The organism is Mesorhizobium norvegicum (assembly GCF_004919685.1).
GTDB classification, from domain to species: domain Bacteria; phylum Pseudomonadota; class Alphaproteobacteria; order Rhizobiales; family Rhizobiaceae; genus Mesorhizobium; species Mesorhizobium norvegicum.
Genome location: NZ_SMYZ01000053.1, coordinates 57,279 through 72,398, shown reverse-complemented (window position 1 = coordinate 72,398; position 15,120 = coordinate 57,279). Strand labels below are relative to the sequence as shown.

Below are 15,120 nucleotides of genomic sequence, written 5' to 3'. Positions count from 1 at the left end.
TAGAGCGGCGCACGCGCCGCTCTAGCTTTTTGTTTAAGCATCGGGTTTTCCCAAAACCGGATTCCACTTTTGGGCCCGATGCTCCAGCGGCCAACAACAGGTCTGGCCGCCTGATGGAAGCAATGCGATGCTGCCGGGACCGAAAGGTTCCGGCAGTTTGATTCGGGGGCAAGGCGAAGCCCTCAAACACGGCGCCAGGGGTGCGCCAGGATTGGTGAATTCGCGCATGTCTTTTCGAAGCGGCTTCGTCTTCGTAACCATGCGCCCGGGGATTAGGCTTGGCTGATATCGGCAAGGACATCGAACGCCCGCTCGGACAGGCTGTCCGGTCGCCGCGCGCCGCCGGCAAGGTCAGCGGCGGTGCGATCATGGCGACCGCGGTCGTGCTGGCGGTGGCCGGCGTCTCCGGCGCGATCGCGCTCAGGGAAAAGCCGTTTCGAAAGCCGCAAGAAATTGCCGTTTCAACGCCGAAAGTCACAGCGGCGGCCGAGCCTGCCGCCGCGCCGTCCGCTTTGGCCCCGGTGGCGGCGCCGAAGCCGGAGGCGCCGGCCAAAACAGGTGGGCCGCAGATCATCCATGTGCAGACGGAAGAGGGCGATGGCTCGCCCAGGGCAGCGATCGTCATTCGTGACCCATCGACCATCGGCCAGAACCTGAAGATCGCGCATATTCCAGACAAGGCGCTGATCGAAGCCAGTGAAACCGGGCCTTTGCCCGTGCGCGCCGCCGATGGAAGGCGGCCGTTCGACGTTTATGCGCGGCCCTGGTCCGGCGCGCGCGGCGCGCGGGTGGCGATCGTCATCGGCGGGCTTTCGGTTTCACAGACAGGCACCCAGGCGGCCATCGCCAAGCTGCCGGCGGAAGTGACGCTGGCCTTCGCGCCGCAAGGCAACAGCATCGGCCGCTGGATGCAGGCAGCCAGGCAAAGCGGGCACGAGGTCGTCATGCAAGTGCCGCTCGAGCCGTTCGACTACCCGAACGTCAATCCTGGCCGCAACACGCTGACGGTGGCGGCAAGCGCGGATGAAAACCTGAAGAACCTGCACTGGGCGCTGTCGCGGACGACCAACTACACCGGCGTCATGAACTACATGGGCGCCCGCTTTTCCGCCGACGCGGCGGCGATGGAGCCGTTCATGGCCGAGCTCGGCAAACGCGGCCTCGCCTATATCGATGACGGCTCGTCGGCGCGCAGCCTGGCGCCGGACCTGGCGCTGAAGGACGGCGTGCCCTTCGTCTCCGGCGACACGGCGATCGATGCCGTGCAGGATCGCGGCGAAATCCTGAAGAAGCTCGATAGCCTGGAGGCGACCGCGCGTGCGAAAGGCTTTGCCGTCGGCATCGGCTCGGCCTTCGACCTGACGGTCGACACGGTGACGTCCTGGGTGGCCGAGGCCAAGAAGCGCGGCATTGAGATCGTACCGATTTCGGCGGTGGCCATCGATCCGCAAAAAGGCTAGCCATCGGAAAATGGCTTGGAAGATTGACTGATGGCGAAGACAAAAAAGATCGACCGCGAAACGCTGCCTTATCGGCCCTGTGTCGGGCTGATGATCCTCAACGCCGATGGCCTGGTCTGGGTCGGGCATCGCATTGCCGAACCGGACAGCGAATTTGCCGGCACGACGCAGCTTTGGCAGATGCCGCAGGGCGGCATCGACAAGGGCGAGGAGCCGCTGCAGGCGGCCGAGCGCGAGCTCTATGAAGAGACCGGCATGCGCGGCGTCTCGCTGCTGGCCGAAGCGCCCAACTGGATCAACTATGATTTGCCGGACCACCTCGTCGGCATCGCCTTCAAGGGACGGTATCGCGGCCAGACGCAGAAATGGTTCGCTTTTCGCTTCCATGGCAATGTCAGCGAGATCCAGATCAACCCGCCGCCGGGCGGCCACACCGCCGAGTTCGACAAATGGTCATGGCGGCCTATGCAGGATCTGCCCGACCTGGTCGTGCCGTTCAAGCGCCATGTCTATGAGGACGTGGTGGCGGCGTTCCGGCATCTGGTGCAGTAGCCGCGATACAACGACCGCGGTTGCCGCGCCGGCCCGGCGGTCCTATTGATGTCTCTATCCACTATGCGAAGGGTCGCCATGAACGACGCCCCCAAAAGCTCGCTGCCCGAGGAGGTCACCGCCACAAGCGAAGTGGCGGCTGGGGCTATCCTCACCATCGATCTCGGTGCGATCCGTGAGAACTATCGGCGGCTGAAAGCGCGGTTGGGCGATGTTCGCTGCGCTGGTGTGCTCAAGGCGGATGGCTACGGCGTTGGTGCCAGCCACGTCGCGGCGGCGCTGCTGCGCGAAGGCTGCGATACCTTCTTCGTCGCGCTTCTGGGCGAAGGCGTCGCCTTGCGCCGCTCGCTTGGGCCGGGCCCTGCCATTTTCGTGTTGAACGGCATTCCGACCGGCGCCGAGCCGGACGCCGTGGCGGCAGACCTTTGCGCCGTCATCAACAGCGTGGGGCAATTGGCGGCCTGGCGTGTGGCGGCTCGCCGCGCCGGCCGAAAACTGCCGGCTGCGATCCAGGTCGACAGCGGCATGTCGCGGCTCGGCATGGCGCCACGGGATGTGGAGCGCGTTGCCGCCGATCCGCAGGCCTTCGACGGCATCGACATCCGTTTCGTGATGAGCCATCTGGCCTGCGCCGACGAGCCGGAGCATCCGGCCAATGAGCGGCAGCGACTGGCGTTCGAGCGGCTGCGCGCAATGCTGCCGGAGGCGCCGGCCTCGCTCACCAATTCGTCCGGCATCTTTCTTGGGGCACGCTTTCACTACGATCTCGCACGCCCCGGCGCAGCCCTCTACGGCATCAATCCGACACCGGCCAGGCCGAACCCTATGCTGCCGGTGGTACGGCTGGAGGCCAAGGTCGTTCAGACACGCATGCTGGAGGCCGGCGTCGGTGTCGGCTACGGCCACATTTTCCACACGACGGCGCCGCTCGCTGCCGCGACGATCTCGCTGGGCTATGCCGATGGCTGGCACCGACGCGCGGCGTCCGCGGCCTGGTTCGAGGGCGCGCGCCTGCCCTTCCTCGGGCGGGTGTCGATGGATTCGATCATTCTCGACATCTCCGCCTTGCCGTCCGGCAAGCTCCGCGAGGGTGATCTCGTCGAACTGCTCGGTCCCTCACAAAGCGTCGATGACGCGGCCGGCCATGCCGGCACCATCGGCTACGAGATCCTGACCAGCCTCGGCCCGCGCTTTCATCGGCGCTATGTCGGCGGTTGAGCGGTTTGGCCGCGCTTGACAAGCGGACGCCTGTCGGCAAGGCTCTGGGTATGAGCAACCTCGCCCATATCAGAACCTTGTTCAGGGTCTGCCCGATCGCGGGATCGTAGCCCCGGCGCGGTCGCCTTTTGGCGTCCGTCCGAACCGGGGCGTTTCTACCTGACATCATCATTCTCAAGCCAGACAGCCCTCACGGCTGCCGGCTTCCATCAAGCCGCCCGTCAGTTGGGCGGCAGGCGCGCATCTGTTCGATGCGCCAATTCATGAGGTTTGCCATGCAACATGCAACAGGATTGCGTCCACCGAGCCGGCTTCTGGTCAGCGATGCCGACCACAACAGGCTGACGGGCCTGGCGCGGGCGTCGCTCGACCGCGCGCCCGAGACGGCCGAAGAGCTGCTCTCGGAGATGGACCGGGCCGTCATCACGGCAGCGGCTTCCATGCCGGCCAATGTGGTGCGGATGGGTTCGACCGTGACAATCCGCGGCGATGGCGGGGAGCGCATCACGCTGGTCTATCCCGGCGATGCCGACATCACAGAAAACAGGATCTCGGTGCTGACACCAATGGGGACGGCGCTTATCGGTGCGACCATCGGGCAGACAGTGCGCTGGAGCAGTCGTGGTGGCCGGGAACTGTCGTTGATCGTTGAGGCCGTCGACACGCTCGCCTCCGGCCAGGAGCGGTCCTGATCATGGAGGCGGTGATGACAGGCACGAATTGCTGGCTGACGACGAAGGACTTCGCCGTCCTCGAGATCATGCTGGAGCGTCGGCGGGCTTTCGCCGATCCGATCGTTCCTATGCTTGCAGACAAGCTCTCTAAAGCTGATGTGGTTCCGATCGATTCGGTCGAAGCCGATATCGTGACGCTGAACAGCAGAGTTGTGTTTCGCATCGATGCCGGCCCTGCCGAGACCCGAACCCTGGTGCAGAACGAGGTGCGCGGGCCGGTCGGCTCCAGCCTGTCGATCACGACGAGGCGGGGGCTCTGCATGCTCGGCATGGCCGAGGGCCAGACGACATCGATCGAACAGGTCGACGGCAGGCGGGAGTCGATCCTGATCGCGGCCGTGCTCTACCAGCCGGAGGCCGCGCGGCGGGCCGTCAGGGAGAAATCCCAAGCCGAGGGGCGACGACCGCATGGGCTCACCCTCGTCTACAGCGCCGCAGCCGATTGGCGGCCTCTTGGCGAGAAGGCCGGAATGCGGCAGACAGAGGGAGATGACGACCCCGGTCCCACGGCGGCGTAAACGGGCCACTGCGCATGGTCTTGAAAATCGGCATCGATTTTCGGCAAGGATCATGCGCAAATCGAAAAATGCGGCCGCGTCCTGAAGGACGCGCGGCAAGGAGTGAACGATGAAGATCATGGTGCTGGGCGGTGGCGTCATCGGGGTGACCACGGCGTATTTTCTTGCCGAGGCCGGCCACGAGGTGACGGTTCTCGACCGCCAGAAAGGCCCAGCGCTGGAAACCAGCTTCGCCAATGCCGGCGAGATATCGCCCGGCTATGCCTCGCCATGGGCCGGGCCCGGCATTCCGCTGAAAGCGATCAAATGGCTGCTGATGAAGCACGGCCCGCTGGTGGTGCGGCCGGCCTTCGATCCGCATATGTGGACATGGCTCATCAAGATGCTGCGCAATTGCACGGCCGAGCGCTATGCGATCAACAAGGCGCGCATGGTGCCGCTCGCTGAATACAGCCGCGACACGCTGAAGGCGCTGCGCGAAGCAACCGGCATCGCCTATGACGAGCGCACCCAAGGCACGTTGCAGCTGTTCCGCACGCAAAAGCAGCTCGACGGTACCGGCGGCGATGTCGAGGTGCTGAAGAAGTATGGCGTGCCTTACGAAATCCTCGACCAGGACGGCTGCATCGCGGCGGAGCCGGGCCTGGCGGGGGTGCGCGAAAAGTTCGTCGGCGGCCTCAGGTTGCCGCACGACGAGACCGGCGACTGCAAGATGTTCACCGACAGGCTGGCCGAACTCTGTGTGGCCCGGGGCGTCAAGTTCGAATATGACGTGACGATCTGGCGTGTCATCCGCAGCCGCAACCGCATCGCCAATCTCAGCACCAGCAAAGGCTGGAAAGCCGCCGACGCCTATGTGATGGCGCTGGGCAGTTATTCGGCAGGGTTCATGCGCCGGGTGAAGCGGCCGATCCCGGTCTATCCGGTCAAGGGCTATTCGATCACCGTGCCGATCAAGGACGCTGCCGCGGCACCGGTGTCGACAGTGATGGACGAGACCTACAAGGTGGCGATCACCCGGCTTGGGGACCGCATCCGGGTTGGCGGCACGGCGGAGATTTCCGGCTTCGACCTCAGGCTGCACGAATCGCGGCGGCGCACGCTGGAACACTCGGTCGGCGATCTCTTTCCGGGCGCCGGCGCCATGCGGGACGCGACGTTCTGGTGCGGGCTGCGGCCGATGACGCCGGATGGCCCGCCGCTGATCGGCCGCACAGAGCTTTCCAATCTCTATCTCAACACCGGCCACGGCACGCTCGGCTGGACCATGGCCTGCGGCTCGGGCAAGGTGCTGGCCGACATCATCTCCAGCCGGGTGCCGGACATCGATGTCCGCGACCTCGCGCAGGAGCGCTATCTGCGGTAGGGGCTGCGTTGGTCAGAAGGCTTGCCTGACCCAATCCTCGTCGAACAGCAGCCGATAGGCCCATGGGATCGTCACATTGGCGGCGACCGGGTTCGAGTGGGCGAGATAGTCGTCATAGATCGGCTTCATCCTGGTGTAGAAGGCCGGATCGAGCACCGTCATGCCGTTCTCCGAGTCGTGGAAGAAGCTGCGGTTGTTGAGATTGACCGACGAGATGGCGACCAGCCTTTCGTCGATCATCATGATCTTGGAATGCAGCACGACATCCGGTGCCTTGAACTCGCGGATGTTGATGCGGTCGCCATATTTCTCGACGAACAGCTTGTTGAGCGCGGTGAGGAACTTGCCGCCGATATCGCCCTTGAGATCGATGCGCCCGACAATGTCGATCCTGACGCCACGAGCGAGCGCCCGGTCAACAGCCTGGGCAAGCTTCGGCGTCAGGTTGAGGTAGGGATTGACGATCTGGATATGGTGTTGGGCGGCGTCGACCAGCTCGACGAAATAATCCTCCAGCGCATGGCCATCCTCGTAGGGCACCGAAATGAAATGCCGCGCCGTGCCTGACGGGGGGGCGCCGTCGGACCGGACCGGAATGGAGAAGGGGCGCGCCAGATTGGTGTCGGCGTCGCGCAGCCACACTGTCGAAAGATGCGCGGCGAGCGTCTCGACCGTGGCCGGATCGGCGAACTCGATGTCGAAGTCGCTCCAGTTCGAATAGTAGTTCAGCGAGAACCCGTCGGTCTTGCCGTATTGCTCGAGATCGGGATAGCGCGACAGATCGATCGGCCGGTGGAACAGGAAGCCGTCATGGATGTTGCGGCCGCCGATGATGACGCGGGAGCGCCCGGGATCGTCGGCAAGCGTCGCCAGCATCTTGATATGATGGGTCTTGTGCAGTTGTGAGATCTGCTCGTCGATCGGCGCGCCCCGGTCCGCCCGCCAACGATATTCCTGCAACTCGACATTGGGGAACTCCGCGGCCAGCCGGTGCAGCATTGCGTCGTCCTTGTCGCGCTCCAGCACGTCGGTGACCATGATGCGCACCTTGGTGCCAAGGGCGGCATGATGGCGGATCAGCCGCTCGATGATGCATCCGGAGAAGTCGGCCTTGAACTCCAGCGACGACAGATAGATCAGCTTGAGCTTTGGCGCCTTGGAGAAGTCGAGCGGCAGTTCCGGGTCGCCCTTGTCTATGGCGCTGTCGGACAGCGGCGCTCCCATCAGCGCCTCGACCTTGGCGTTGAAGCCGTCGCGCGATTTGCGCAGCAGGCGCGGCTTTCCGATCGGCAAGGCGCAGGTCTGCGACAGCCAGCGGCTGGCGTAGAAGGCGCGGCTGAGCGGGTCGAGCCCGGTGGTGGGATCGGGCGTTGGGCAACGCTCGTAACGACTGTCGAAGGCGGCAAGCGCCGGGTCGGCGGTCTCTTCGCGCCGGATGGAGAGCGGCGCGCCGGCCGGGGCAAGGCTGGGGCGGATTCTTAGCACGCAGCGGTTCAGGCCATCACTCGGGAACAGGCTGACCGTGTCGTCCTCGCCGGATAGGCGAAAGCGGAATGCCATGCCCGTGGCGATGGTGCGTGAACCGCCGCCGGCACGGATCGCCAGCGTGCCGTCGCAGGTGCCCTCGATGTCGGTCGGTTGCGTTCCGGCCTGGCGCAGCACGATCTCGACGCTGCGCGCCTGCAGGCCGGAGAAATCGAAGATCTTCGGCGCCGAAGGCCGCGCTGCCGCATCGATGTAGAGCGTCTGCCGCGACACCCGCCAGCGTCCGTCGAAGTGGCGCTCGCCGCTGTCGCCGCTGCTGGCGGGGGGCAGATGCGTTTCGGCAACCGGCCCGGCCAGTTGTTGCAGTGTCCGGTAGGTCGCCTGGAAATCGCTGTTGCGGATCTCATGGCGGTCGTGACCGAAAGGGCCGGTGCCGTTGGCGCGGTCCATGGCGCCGAGCTGGTGGTGGGCGAGCAGCGCCAGGAAGCGCTTCTCGTAGTCGCTTGTGCCGGCGTCGCCGAAAAACTGCGCGGCGGCGATCTGCGGCCCGGGCGTCCTGGCCGATACCGAGGGCTGCGCGCAGGCCGTCTGGCCTTGCAAGACGTCGCAAGCATTGCGGCCAGCGTCGGCACAGCCGGCAAGGACAGCCAGCCCGAACAGAACGATGGCGATGGATGTGCGGCCCTTCACCCGGTCGCCCCGGCCTTCAGGGCGCTCAATTGCGCCGGGTCGCGCGGTGGCATGAAGCCCTGCGGGAAGACCTTGCAGACGGGAATGGTGAAGGTGGCGATTAGTAGCTCGGCCTCGCCGCGCATCTTGCGCGGCGCTGTCTTGTCGTCGCGTATCGCTTTCGCCGAGGCGACGAGGGCGCCGTCGCAGTCGCAATGGTTGTGGCGGGCGATGTAACAGGCGTCATGCGCCTGGCAGGCCGCGTCGAGGCGGTTGACCGGCCGGGCCGACAGATCGCCTGTGCGGGTACCGGGGCCGCAATAATTGCCGAAGACGAAAGGCGAAGGCCGCGCCATGGCGTTGCGGATCGGTTTGGGCAGCTCGGCCTCCGGGACCTTCGTCCACGGATTGGCGCAAGCGGAAACGAAAAGCAGCGGCAGGATGGCAAGAACGGCTCGCATGTCTATCCGCGCCAGCTTTCTGAAGGATGTCCCTACGCGGCGACCGCACGCCTGATGCCACACTCGCCGGTTTTGTGGCAAGGAAAAGGCGGCACAGCTAAACGAACAGGTTTCGCTCCCGCTCCACCGCCTTGGTGATGAAGCTGGCGACGATCTGGACGCGGCGCAGCGGCCTGACCGATTCGTGATAGACCAGCCAGTAGGCACGGCGGATGGGCGCGACGACATCGACGGACACAAGTTCCGGCATCGAGCGGGCGACGAAGGTGTGCAGGATGCCGATGCCGGCGCCCGAGCGCACTGCTTCGGCCTGGCCGAGCGCCGAGGAGATGGCGAAGCTGGTGCGCCAGTCGGCGCTGAATTCGGCCGCGTAGTCGAGCGAGGGACTGACGATAAGGTCCGGCACATAGCCGATGAGGGTGTGCTGGCCAAGCTCGGCGGCGGTTTGGGGCAAACCATGCACTTGCGCATAGTCGCGCGAGGCAAACAGGCCGAGCGAGTAGTCGACCAGCTTACCCGCCACCAACCGGCCCTCCGTCGGCCGCTCGACGGTGATGGCGATGTCCGCCTCGCGGCGCGACAGCGAAAAGGAGCGCGGCACCGGCACCAGCTGGATCGTCAGTTCGCGGTGCAGCGCGGTCAGCGCGCCGAGGTGCTTGGCCAGGAAGGCGACGCCAAAACCGTCGGGCGCGCCGATGCGCACCGTGCCGGAGACATCGTCGCCTTCGCCGGCAACGGTCGAGCGCGCGGCGATCATGTCGCCCTCCATGCGCTCGGCAATGTCGAGAAAGCGCTCGCCGGCCGGGGTCAGCTCGCTGCCGGTGGTCAGCCGGCGAAACAGCTTTGTCCGCAGCGCATCCTCAAGTGCGGCGATGCGGCGCGAGACGGTGGCGTGGTTAAGCTCCAGCCGTTTGGCCGCGCCAAGGATCTGGCCGGCGCGCGCCACCGCAAGGAAGATGCGGACGTCATCCCAGTTCATGGGAATGGTCCAGATGACAATCGCCGACGCCGCGTTCTGTGGCGAAGGAACTCAATCTCTCAATCCGTAGCAGCAATTGCATCCTGTCATTTGCGGGAATTGATGCTCGTCCGTCAATTGTTATCTACTTTTCGCACAACGGTTGCGTTCTCCGTCGCGTTGCCATCCGCCGGCCAAAGGCGGACAATGCAACATCACAAACAAGGGAGAGAGATCATGATCGACTACGGTCATTTCATCGGCGGCAAGCACGTCGCCGGCACCAGCGGCCGCAAGCAGGATGTCATGCAGCCGATGGACGGTTCCGTGCGCGGCACGGTGGCGCTGGCTTCGCAGGCGGAACTGCGCGCGGCGGTCGAGAATGCCAAGGCAGCGCAGCCGAAGTGGGCGGCAACGAACCCGCAGCGCCGCGTGCGCGTGCTGATGAAATTCCTCGAACTGGTCGCCCGCGACTATGACGAACTGGCCGACATCCTGGCGCGCGAGCACGGCAAGACGATCGCCGACGCCAAGGGCGACATCCAGCGCGGCCTCGAAGTGGTCGAAGTCTGCATCGGCGCGCCTCATATGATGAAGGGTGAATTCACCGACGGCGCCGGCCCCGGCATCGACGTCTATTCGATGCGCCAGCCGCTCGGCGTCGTCGCCGGCATCACGCCGTTCAACTTCCCGGCAATGATCCCGCTGTGGAAGATCGCGCCGGCCATCGCCTGCGGCAACGCCTTCATCCTGAAGCCGTCGGAGCGCGATCCGGGCGTGCCGATGCGCATTGCCGAACTGTTCCTCGAAGCCGGCCTGCCGGCGGGCATCCTCAACGTCGTCAACGGCGACAAGGATGTGGTCGACGCCATCCTCGACGATCCCGACATCAAGGCCATCGGCTTTGTCGGCTCGACGCCGATCGCCCACTACATCTATTCGCGCGGCACCGCCGCCGGCAAGCGCGTGCAGTGCTTCGGCGGCGCCAAGAACCACATGATCATCATGCCCGACGCCGACATGGACCAGACCGTCGATGCGCTGATCGGCGCCGGCTACGGCTCGGCCGGTGAACGCTGCATGGCGATCTCGGTTGCTGTTCCGGTCGGCAACGACACCGCCAACCGGCTGATGGAAAAGCTGATCCCGCGCGTCGAAAGCCTGAAGGTCGGTCCTTCGACCGACTCTTCCGCCGATTTCGGCCCGCTGGTGACACGCCAAGCCCTGGAGCGGGTCAAGGGTTATGTCGACACCGGCGTCAAGGAAGGCGCCAAGCTGGTCGTCGACGGCCGCGGCTTCTCCATGCAGGGCTATGAAGACGGCTACTATATGGGCGGCTGCCTGTTCGACAACGTCACCGCGGACATGCGCATCTACAAGGAAGAGATCTTCGGGCCGGTGCTCTCGGTGGTGCGCGCGCCGACTTATGAGAGCGCGATCAAGCTCGCCAATGACCACGAGATGGGCAATGGCGTCGCCATCTTCACCCGTGACGGCGATGCCGCGCGCGACTTCGCCTCGCGGGTCCAGGTCGGCATGGTCGGCATCAACGTGCCGATCCCGGTGCCGATCGCCTATTACACTTTCGGCGGCTGGAAAGCATCCTCGTTCGGCGACCTCAACCAGCACGGCCCGGACGCGTTCCGCTTCTACACCAAGACCAAGACGGTGACCTCGCGCTGGCCGTCCGGCATCAAGGATGGTGCGGAATTCGTCATCCCGACGATGAATTGAGCCCGAAAAACATTCGAATATCGGAAAGGCGGGTTCATCCCGCCTTTTTCGTTTCTGAGTGCCCGCTATCTTCTTCACACGGTTGGAATCGTACCGCCATCAATGACGTATTCGGCGCCGTGGATCGCCGCGGCGCGGTCCGAGACAAGGAAGGCGACCAGTTCCGCGATTTCGTGCGGCCATGCCGGCCGGCCGATCGGGATGCCGCCAAGCGCATCCATGATGCCCTGACGGGCGGTTTCCTCATCCGAACCGGAATGGGCGGCCAGCCGCTTCACCATGGCTTCCGGAGCGGAGGTGTGGATCCAGCCCGGCGCCACGGCGTTGACGCGGATACCTTTTGGGCCGAGCTCCTTGGACAGCGCCTTGCTGTAGGTGGAAAGGGCTGCCTTCGCCGCCGCATAGGCGATGGTGGATTCGTGCAGCGGCAGGCGGCGCTGGATCGACGATATGTGGACGATCGCGCCGGAGCCTTGTTCGATCATGTGCGGGACAAGCAGACGGTCGAGCCGCACCGCCGCCAGCAGGTTGAGGCTGACTTCGTCCTGCCAGAGCTGATCGGTCAGTCCGGCAAATCCTCCACCGGGGCTCTTCGACCCGCCGACGCTGTGCACGATGATGTCGACGCCGCCAAGCCGCTCCATGACCTCTGCGGCCACTGTCTCGGTGCCTGCCAAAGTGCTCACATCGGCCTGCACGAACAGCTTTGGCGACAGCGCATCGGGAAGCGCCGAGCGGGCGGTGGTGAGAACGGCCGCGCCCGCCGCCGAAAGCCTGACAACGATGGCTTCGCCGGCACCCTTGGTGCCACCGGTGACCAGAACGCGCTTGCCGGCAAACTCCCGATCGTCGACCGTGAATTTCTGCGCCATGGTCATGCGCCGATCTCCAGCCGTGTGATCCGGTCATCGGCCAGGGTGAAGACGTAGTGGAGCGTCGCCGGGCTGCCGGGAAAATTGCCTGAGACGATGCCGGCGATCCGCCACGCATCGCCATTGACCGTCGCGTCGGCGATCTCAACGGTCACCCGGTATTTGCTTGTCGTTGCTTCCATCCAGCTGCGGATGGCGGCCGGACCCCGATGGGTTTCGCCTTCGTCCTTGACCGTGGCGTTCGATGAGAAAGAGGCGAGCATGGCGTCGATGTCGTGCCTGTTCTTGGCGGCGAAATAGTCGGTCAGCGGCTGCGGAAGTTTTGCGGTCATGGCTTCTCTCCGGTTCCAGTTCCGGCCGTTGACGCGAAGGTCTGCGGCCTTGTCCGGCTCCTAAAATGAGATAGACTGAAAAAATGACAAGAACCGACGAAAAAGTAAGGTACTTACCTGAAAGTAAGGCTGGGCCTGAAAGTAAGGCTGGGCCTGAAAGTAAGGTTGGACCTGAAAGTAAGGGCGAGGCATTGACGCCGTTGTCGGCGGCGAGCGGCGTTGAGAATGTGCTGCGCATCCTCGAAGGCCGCTGGAAGCTGGTGATCCTGTTTCATCTGTTCGGTGGCAAGGTGCTGCGCTTTTCCGATCTCGAACGTGCAATCCCGGCGATCTCGCAGAAGATGCTGATCCAGCAGCTGCGGCAGATGGAGGCCGATGGCATTGTCCGCCGCATCGTCCATCATCAGGTGCCGCCGAAGGTCGAATATTGCCTGACCGATTGGGGGCAGGCGCTGTGCCGGGCTCTCGACGCCCTGCTGAAATGGGCAGCACTTCGCGAGGCGGAAGCCTGACGCGGATTGCGCCCCGCAACGCGTCGCAAGGGTGCTTGTTTTCGCATCGGGACCTCACCATATCGACTCCAGGGAATGCGATAAAGTTCCCTGATGACAGACCGGAAACCAGAAGGAGTGACGTGATGAAGACGTCGAATCCGGCCTGGATCGTCCCGGCATATTGAGGCTGCCCATGTGCCTCCCTTGCCGGAACGCCAAGGCGAAGGAGGTGCCAGATGGCACACAAATTTTCGTTTCGATGGATCAGGACAGCCGCGATCGGCGCCGCGCTGGCGCTGTCGACGCTATCCGCGCAGGCGCAGTTCATCTGCGGCGGCCACAGTGATCTTGTCGCGGGATTGGCGCAGGCCTTCCAGCAAAAGCAGATCGGCTACGGTGTGGTCGGGCAAGCCGCCATTGTCGAGATCTATGTTTCGGCAAGCGGGACATGGACCATGCTGGTGACCGACGTGCAGGGCCGAAGCTGCATCTTCGCGACCGGTGACGGATGGGAGAATACCGTCGCCGTCACCGCGACGGCGCAAGGGATCTGAACCCGTTCGATCAGCGCGTTGCGGCCACCTCGGCGTGGCCGCGCAGCAGCGCCATCAGGCGCTTGGCGTCCTTGGCCGCGGCCTCCTCGTCGCCGTCGAGGATCGAGCGGATCAGCGCGACATGGTGCTCGGCGGATTCGGCAAGACCTGTGTCGGCCTTGTAGCGGAACCAGAAGCGGCGGCTGTGGGTCTGCAAGGGGGCGGCCAAACGGGCGGCGAACGGATTGTCGGCGGCCAGCGCCAGCGCTTCGTCGAGCGCCTTGTCGGCCTGGATGAAGGCAAGCACGTTGCCCGAGATGACCGCTTTCTGCATGGCGAGCGCTGCTTCGTGAAACAGGTCGGCGGCCTCGCGGGTGACGAAGCGGGCGGCTGAACGGGCCAGGACCACCTCGACGCCGCGGCGCGCATCGAGCACGCGCAGCCAGTCGCCTGGGTGGAGCGGCGCGATCGCGATGCCGGCGCGCGGCCTCACGTCGAGCAGCCCCTCCCAGGCCAACCGCTGGATCGCCTCGCGCACCGGCGTGCGACCAAGCCCGAGCCTGTCGATCAGGGCGCCTTCGGTGACGAAGCTTGCCGGGGCCAGTTCGAGCGTGACGATCATGTGCTCGAGCACATGGTAGGCCCTGGTCGCGGCCGGCTCGGTTGGAATGGTTGCTTCCATGGATATCAAACGCGCTCTCCTGATATATCTTGAATATATCATAACGGAATCCGTATTGACAGGCAGTTTCTTAACAGATATATGGCTGATATATCAGATGGAGACATGATCATGTGGACCGGAGTTTTTCCTGCCGTCACGACCAAATTCACCGCGGATGATCGTCTCGATCATGCCGAGATGGAGCGCTGCTTTACCCTGCAGATGGAGGCCGGCTGCGACGGCATCATCGTCTGCGGATCGCTCGGCGAAGGGCCGATGCTGTCGCCCGACGAGAAGATCGAGGTGCTGAAGACCGCGCAGAAAGTCGCCGGCAAGAAGCCGGTGCTGCTGACCGTCAACGAGGCCGGCACCCGCGAGGCCGCCAGCATTGCCAAGCGCGCCGCCAAGGAAGGCGCCAACGGCCTGATGGTGGTGCCGAGCCCGATCTACCACACCAATGCGGAAGAGACGGTCGCGGCCCTGCGTGCTGTCGCCGAGGCCGGCGACTTGCCGGTCATGATCTACTCCAACCGGCTTGCCTACCGCGTCGACGTCAGCGTCGACCAGATGGAGGAGCTGGCGTCGGACAAGCGCTTTGTCGCGATCAAGGAATCCTCGGACGACATCCGCCGCTCGACCGAGATCATCAATCGCCTGGGCAGCCGCTACGATCTGTTCACCGGCGTGGACAATCTCGCTTTCGAGGCGCTGTCGGTCGGCGCCATCGGCTGGGTGGCCGGACTGGTCACCGCATTCCCGCGCGAGACCGTCGCCATCTACCAGCTGATGAAGCAGGGCCGCCGCGAGGAGGCGCTGGCCATCTACCGCTGGTTCCGGCCGCTGCTCGATCTCGACGTCTCAACCTATCTGGTACAAAACATCAAGCTTGCCGAAGTGTTCGCGATCAACACCAATGACCGCGTGCGCATGCCGCGCCAGCCGCTGTCGGGCGAGCGTCGCAAGGCAGTCGAGAAGATCATCAAGGACGCACTCGCGATTCGGCCGACACTGCCGAAGTTCTAAGGCTCTCTTCTCCCCGTTCGGAAGAGAGCGGCAGCCAGATGAGGAGC

The 15,120-nt window shown here is 64.6% G+C and carries 16 protein-coding genes; 10 read left to right on the top strand and 6 right to left on the bottom strand.

Annotated features, from left to right (window positions below; translation table 11 throughout):
• Window positions 1–278 precede the first annotated feature (278 nt).
• The 6 genes from FCU66_RS21985 to FCU66_RS21960 all read left to right on the top strand — a co-directional run bounded on the left by FCU66_RS21985 (window position 279) and on the right by FCU66_RS21960 (window position 5,848).
• Window positions 279–1,460 (top strand): divergent polysaccharide deacetylase family protein, encoded by a 1,182-nt coding sequence (locus FCU66_RS21985; protein WP_136618479.1) that lies wholly within the window; start codon window positions 279–281, stop codon window positions 1,458–1,460.
• Window positions 1,461–1,490: 30 nt separating this feature from the next.
• The gene (locus FCU66_RS21980) at window positions 1,491–2,012 is read left to right on the top strand and encodes an RNA pyrophosphohydrolase (RefSeq protein ID WP_136618478.1); all 522 of its coding nucleotides are present in this window, start codon (window positions 1,491–1,493) and stop codon (window positions 2,010–2,012) included.
• A gap of 78 nt (window positions 2,013–2,090) precedes the next feature.
• Complete coding sequence (alr, locus tag FCU66_RS21975) at window positions 2,091–3,230, top strand: alanine racemase (protein WP_136618477.1); 1,140 nt, start codon at window positions 2,091–2,093, stop codon at window positions 3,228–3,230.
• Window positions 3,231–3,505: 275 nt separating this feature from the next.
• Window positions 3,506–3,922: a nucleoside diphosphate kinase regulator gene (gene rnk / locus FCU66_RS21970; RefSeq protein ID WP_136618476.1), complete on the top strand. Its 417-nt coding sequence runs from the start codon at window positions 3,506–3,508 to the stop codon at window positions 3,920–3,922.
• A 2-nt stretch (window positions 3,923–3,924) separates the two neighbouring features.
• On the top strand, window positions 3,925–4,482 hold the full coding sequence (locus FCU66_RS21965; RefSeq protein WP_136618475.1) for a GreA/GreB family elongation factor: 558 nt from the start codon (window positions 3,925–3,927) through the stop codon (window positions 4,480–4,482).
• A 109-nt stretch (window positions 4,483–4,591) separates the two neighbouring features.
• Window positions 4,592–5,848, top strand: coding sequence for a D-amino acid dehydrogenase (locus FCU66_RS21960; protein ID WP_023811792.1), 1,257 nt, complete (start codon window positions 4,592–4,594; stop codon window positions 5,846–5,848).
• Window positions 5,849–5,860: 12 nt separating this feature from the next.
• Here the strand turns inward: FCU66_RS21960 and FCU66_RS21955 are convergent, their stop codons facing one another.
• The 3 genes from FCU66_RS21955 to FCU66_RS21945 form a co-directional block, all read right to left on the bottom strand.
• Window positions 5,861–8,023 carry a phospholipase D-like domain-containing protein gene (locus FCU66_RS21955; RefSeq protein ID WP_136618474.1) on the bottom strand — a complete coding sequence of 721 codons (2,163 nt, stop codon included), beginning with the start codon at window positions 8,021–8,023 and terminating at the stop codon, window positions 5,861–5,863.
• Window positions 8,020–8,463, bottom strand: coding sequence for a phospholipase A2 family protein (locus tag FCU66_RS21950; RefSeq protein ID WP_136618473.1), 444 nt, complete (start codon window positions 8,461–8,463; stop codon window positions 8,020–8,022). Before FCU66_RS21950 ends, FCU66_RS21955 begins: the two co-directional genes overlap by 4 nt.
• Before the next feature lie 97 nt (window positions 8,464–8,560).
• Window positions 8,561–9,442, bottom strand: a complete 882-nt coding sequence (locus tag FCU66_RS21945; RefSeq protein WP_136618472.1) for a LysR family transcriptional regulator — start codon at window positions 9,440–9,442, stop codon at window positions 8,561–8,563.
• Between the two features lie 216 nt (window positions 9,443–9,658).
• Between FCU66_RS21945 and FCU66_RS21940 the strand changes: the two genes are divergently transcribed.
• Window positions 9,659–11,155, top strand: coding sequence for a CoA-acylating methylmalonate-semialdehyde dehydrogenase (locus FCU66_RS21940; RefSeq protein WP_013529086.1), 1,497 nt, complete (start codon window positions 9,659–9,661; stop codon window positions 11,153–11,155).
• 74 nt (window positions 11,156–11,229) lie between these two features.
• Here the strand turns inward: FCU66_RS21940 and FCU66_RS21935 are convergent, their stop codons facing one another.
• Together FCU66_RS21935 and FCU66_RS21930 are read right to left on the bottom strand one after the other, a co-directional pair.
• Window positions 11,230–12,033: an SDR family oxidoreductase gene (locus tag FCU66_RS21935; RefSeq protein WP_136618471.1), complete on the bottom strand. Its 804-nt coding sequence runs from the start codon at window positions 12,031–12,033 to the stop codon at window positions 11,230–11,232.
• Window positions 12,030–12,359, bottom strand: a complete 330-nt coding sequence (locus FCU66_RS21930) for a nuclear transport factor 2 family protein (protein ID WP_136618470.1) — start codon at window positions 12,357–12,359, stop codon at window positions 12,030–12,032. Before FCU66_RS21930 ends, FCU66_RS21935 begins: the two co-directional genes overlap by 4 nt.
• Before the next feature lie 191 nt (window positions 12,360–12,550).
• Here FCU66_RS21930 and FCU66_RS21925 point away from each other — a divergent pair, with 191 nt between their 5' ends.
• Together FCU66_RS21925 and FCU66_RS21920 are read left to right on the top strand one after the other, a co-directional pair.
• A complete protein-coding gene (locus tag FCU66_RS21925; protein WP_136618469.1) occupies window positions 12,551–12,871 on the top strand; it encodes a winged helix-turn-helix transcriptional regulator in 321 nt (106 codons plus the stop codon).
• 218 nt (window positions 12,872–13,089) lie between these two features.
• Window positions 13,090–13,407 carry a hypothetical protein gene (locus FCU66_RS21920; RefSeq protein ID WP_136618468.1) on the top strand — a complete coding sequence of 106 codons (318 nt, stop codon included), beginning with the start codon at window positions 13,090–13,092 and terminating at the stop codon, window positions 13,405–13,407.
• 10 nt (window positions 13,408–13,417) lie between these two features.
• Here the strand turns inward: FCU66_RS21920 and FCU66_RS21915 are convergent, their stop codons facing one another.
• The gene (locus FCU66_RS21915; protein WP_246093984.1) at window positions 13,418–14,068 is read right to left on the bottom strand and encodes a GntR family transcriptional regulator; all 651 of its coding nucleotides are present in this window, start codon (window positions 14,066–14,068) and stop codon (window positions 13,418–13,420) included.
• A 111-nt stretch (window positions 14,069–14,179) separates the two neighbouring features.
• Between FCU66_RS21915 and FCU66_RS21910 the strand changes: the two genes are divergently transcribed.
• Window positions 14,180–15,073, top strand: coding sequence for a dihydrodipicolinate synthase family protein (locus tag FCU66_RS21910; protein ID WP_136618466.1), 894 nt, complete (start codon window positions 14,180–14,182; stop codon window positions 15,071–15,073).
• The last annotated feature ends 47 nt before the right edge of the window (window positions 15,074–15,120 follow it).

Bases quoted from the DNA above. Each gene is read 5' to 3' on its own strand.
- FCU66_RS21980 (WP_136618478.1), top strand. From the start codon at position 1,491: ATGGCGAAGACAAAAAAGATCGACCGCGAAACGCTGCCTTATCGGCCC.
- alr (WP_136618477.1), top strand. From the start codon at position 2,091: ATGAACGACGCCCCCAAAAGCTCGCTGCCCGAGGAGGTCACCGCCACA.
- rnk (WP_136618476.1), top strand. From the start codon at position 3,506: ATGCAACATGCAACAGGATTGCGTCCACCGAGCCGGCTTCTGGTCAGC.
- FCU66_RS21965 (WP_136618475.1), top strand. From the start codon at position 3,925: ATGGAGGCGGTGATGACAGGCACGAATTGCTGGCTGACGACGAAGGAC.
- FCU66_RS21960 (WP_023811792.1), top strand. From the start codon at position 4,592: ATGAAGATCATGGTGCTGGGCGGTGGCGTCATCGGGGTGACCACGGCG.
- FCU66_RS21950 (WP_136618473.1), bottom strand. From the start codon at position 8,463: ATGCGAGCCGTTCTTGCCATCCTGCCGCTGCTTTTCGTTTCCGCTTGC.
- FCU66_RS21945 (WP_136618472.1), bottom strand. From the start codon at position 9,442: ATGAACTGGGATGACGTCCGCATCTTCCTTGCGGTGGCGCGCGCCGGC.
- FCU66_RS21940 (WP_013529086.1), top strand. From the start codon at position 9,659: ATGATCGACTACGGTCATTTCATCGGCGGCAAGCACGTCGCCGGCACC.
- FCU66_RS21935 (WP_136618471.1), bottom strand. From the start codon at position 12,033: ATGACCATGGCGCAGAAATTCACGGTCGACGATCGGGAGTTTGCCGGC.
- FCU66_RS21930 (WP_136618470.1), bottom strand. From the start codon at position 12,359: ATGACCGCAAAACTTCCGCAGCCGCTGACCGACTATTTCGCCGCCAAG.
- FCU66_RS21920 (WP_136618468.1), top strand. From the start codon at position 13,090: ATGGCACACAAATTTTCGTTTCGATGGATCAGGACAGCCGCGATCGGC.
- FCU66_RS21915 (WP_246093984.1), bottom strand. From the start codon at position 14,068: ATGGAAGCAACCATTCCAACCGAGCCGGCCGCGACCAGGGCCTACCAT.
- FCU66_RS21910 (WP_136618466.1), top strand. From the start codon at position 14,180: ATGTGGACCGGAGTTTTTCCTGCCGTCACGACCAAATTCACCGCGGAT.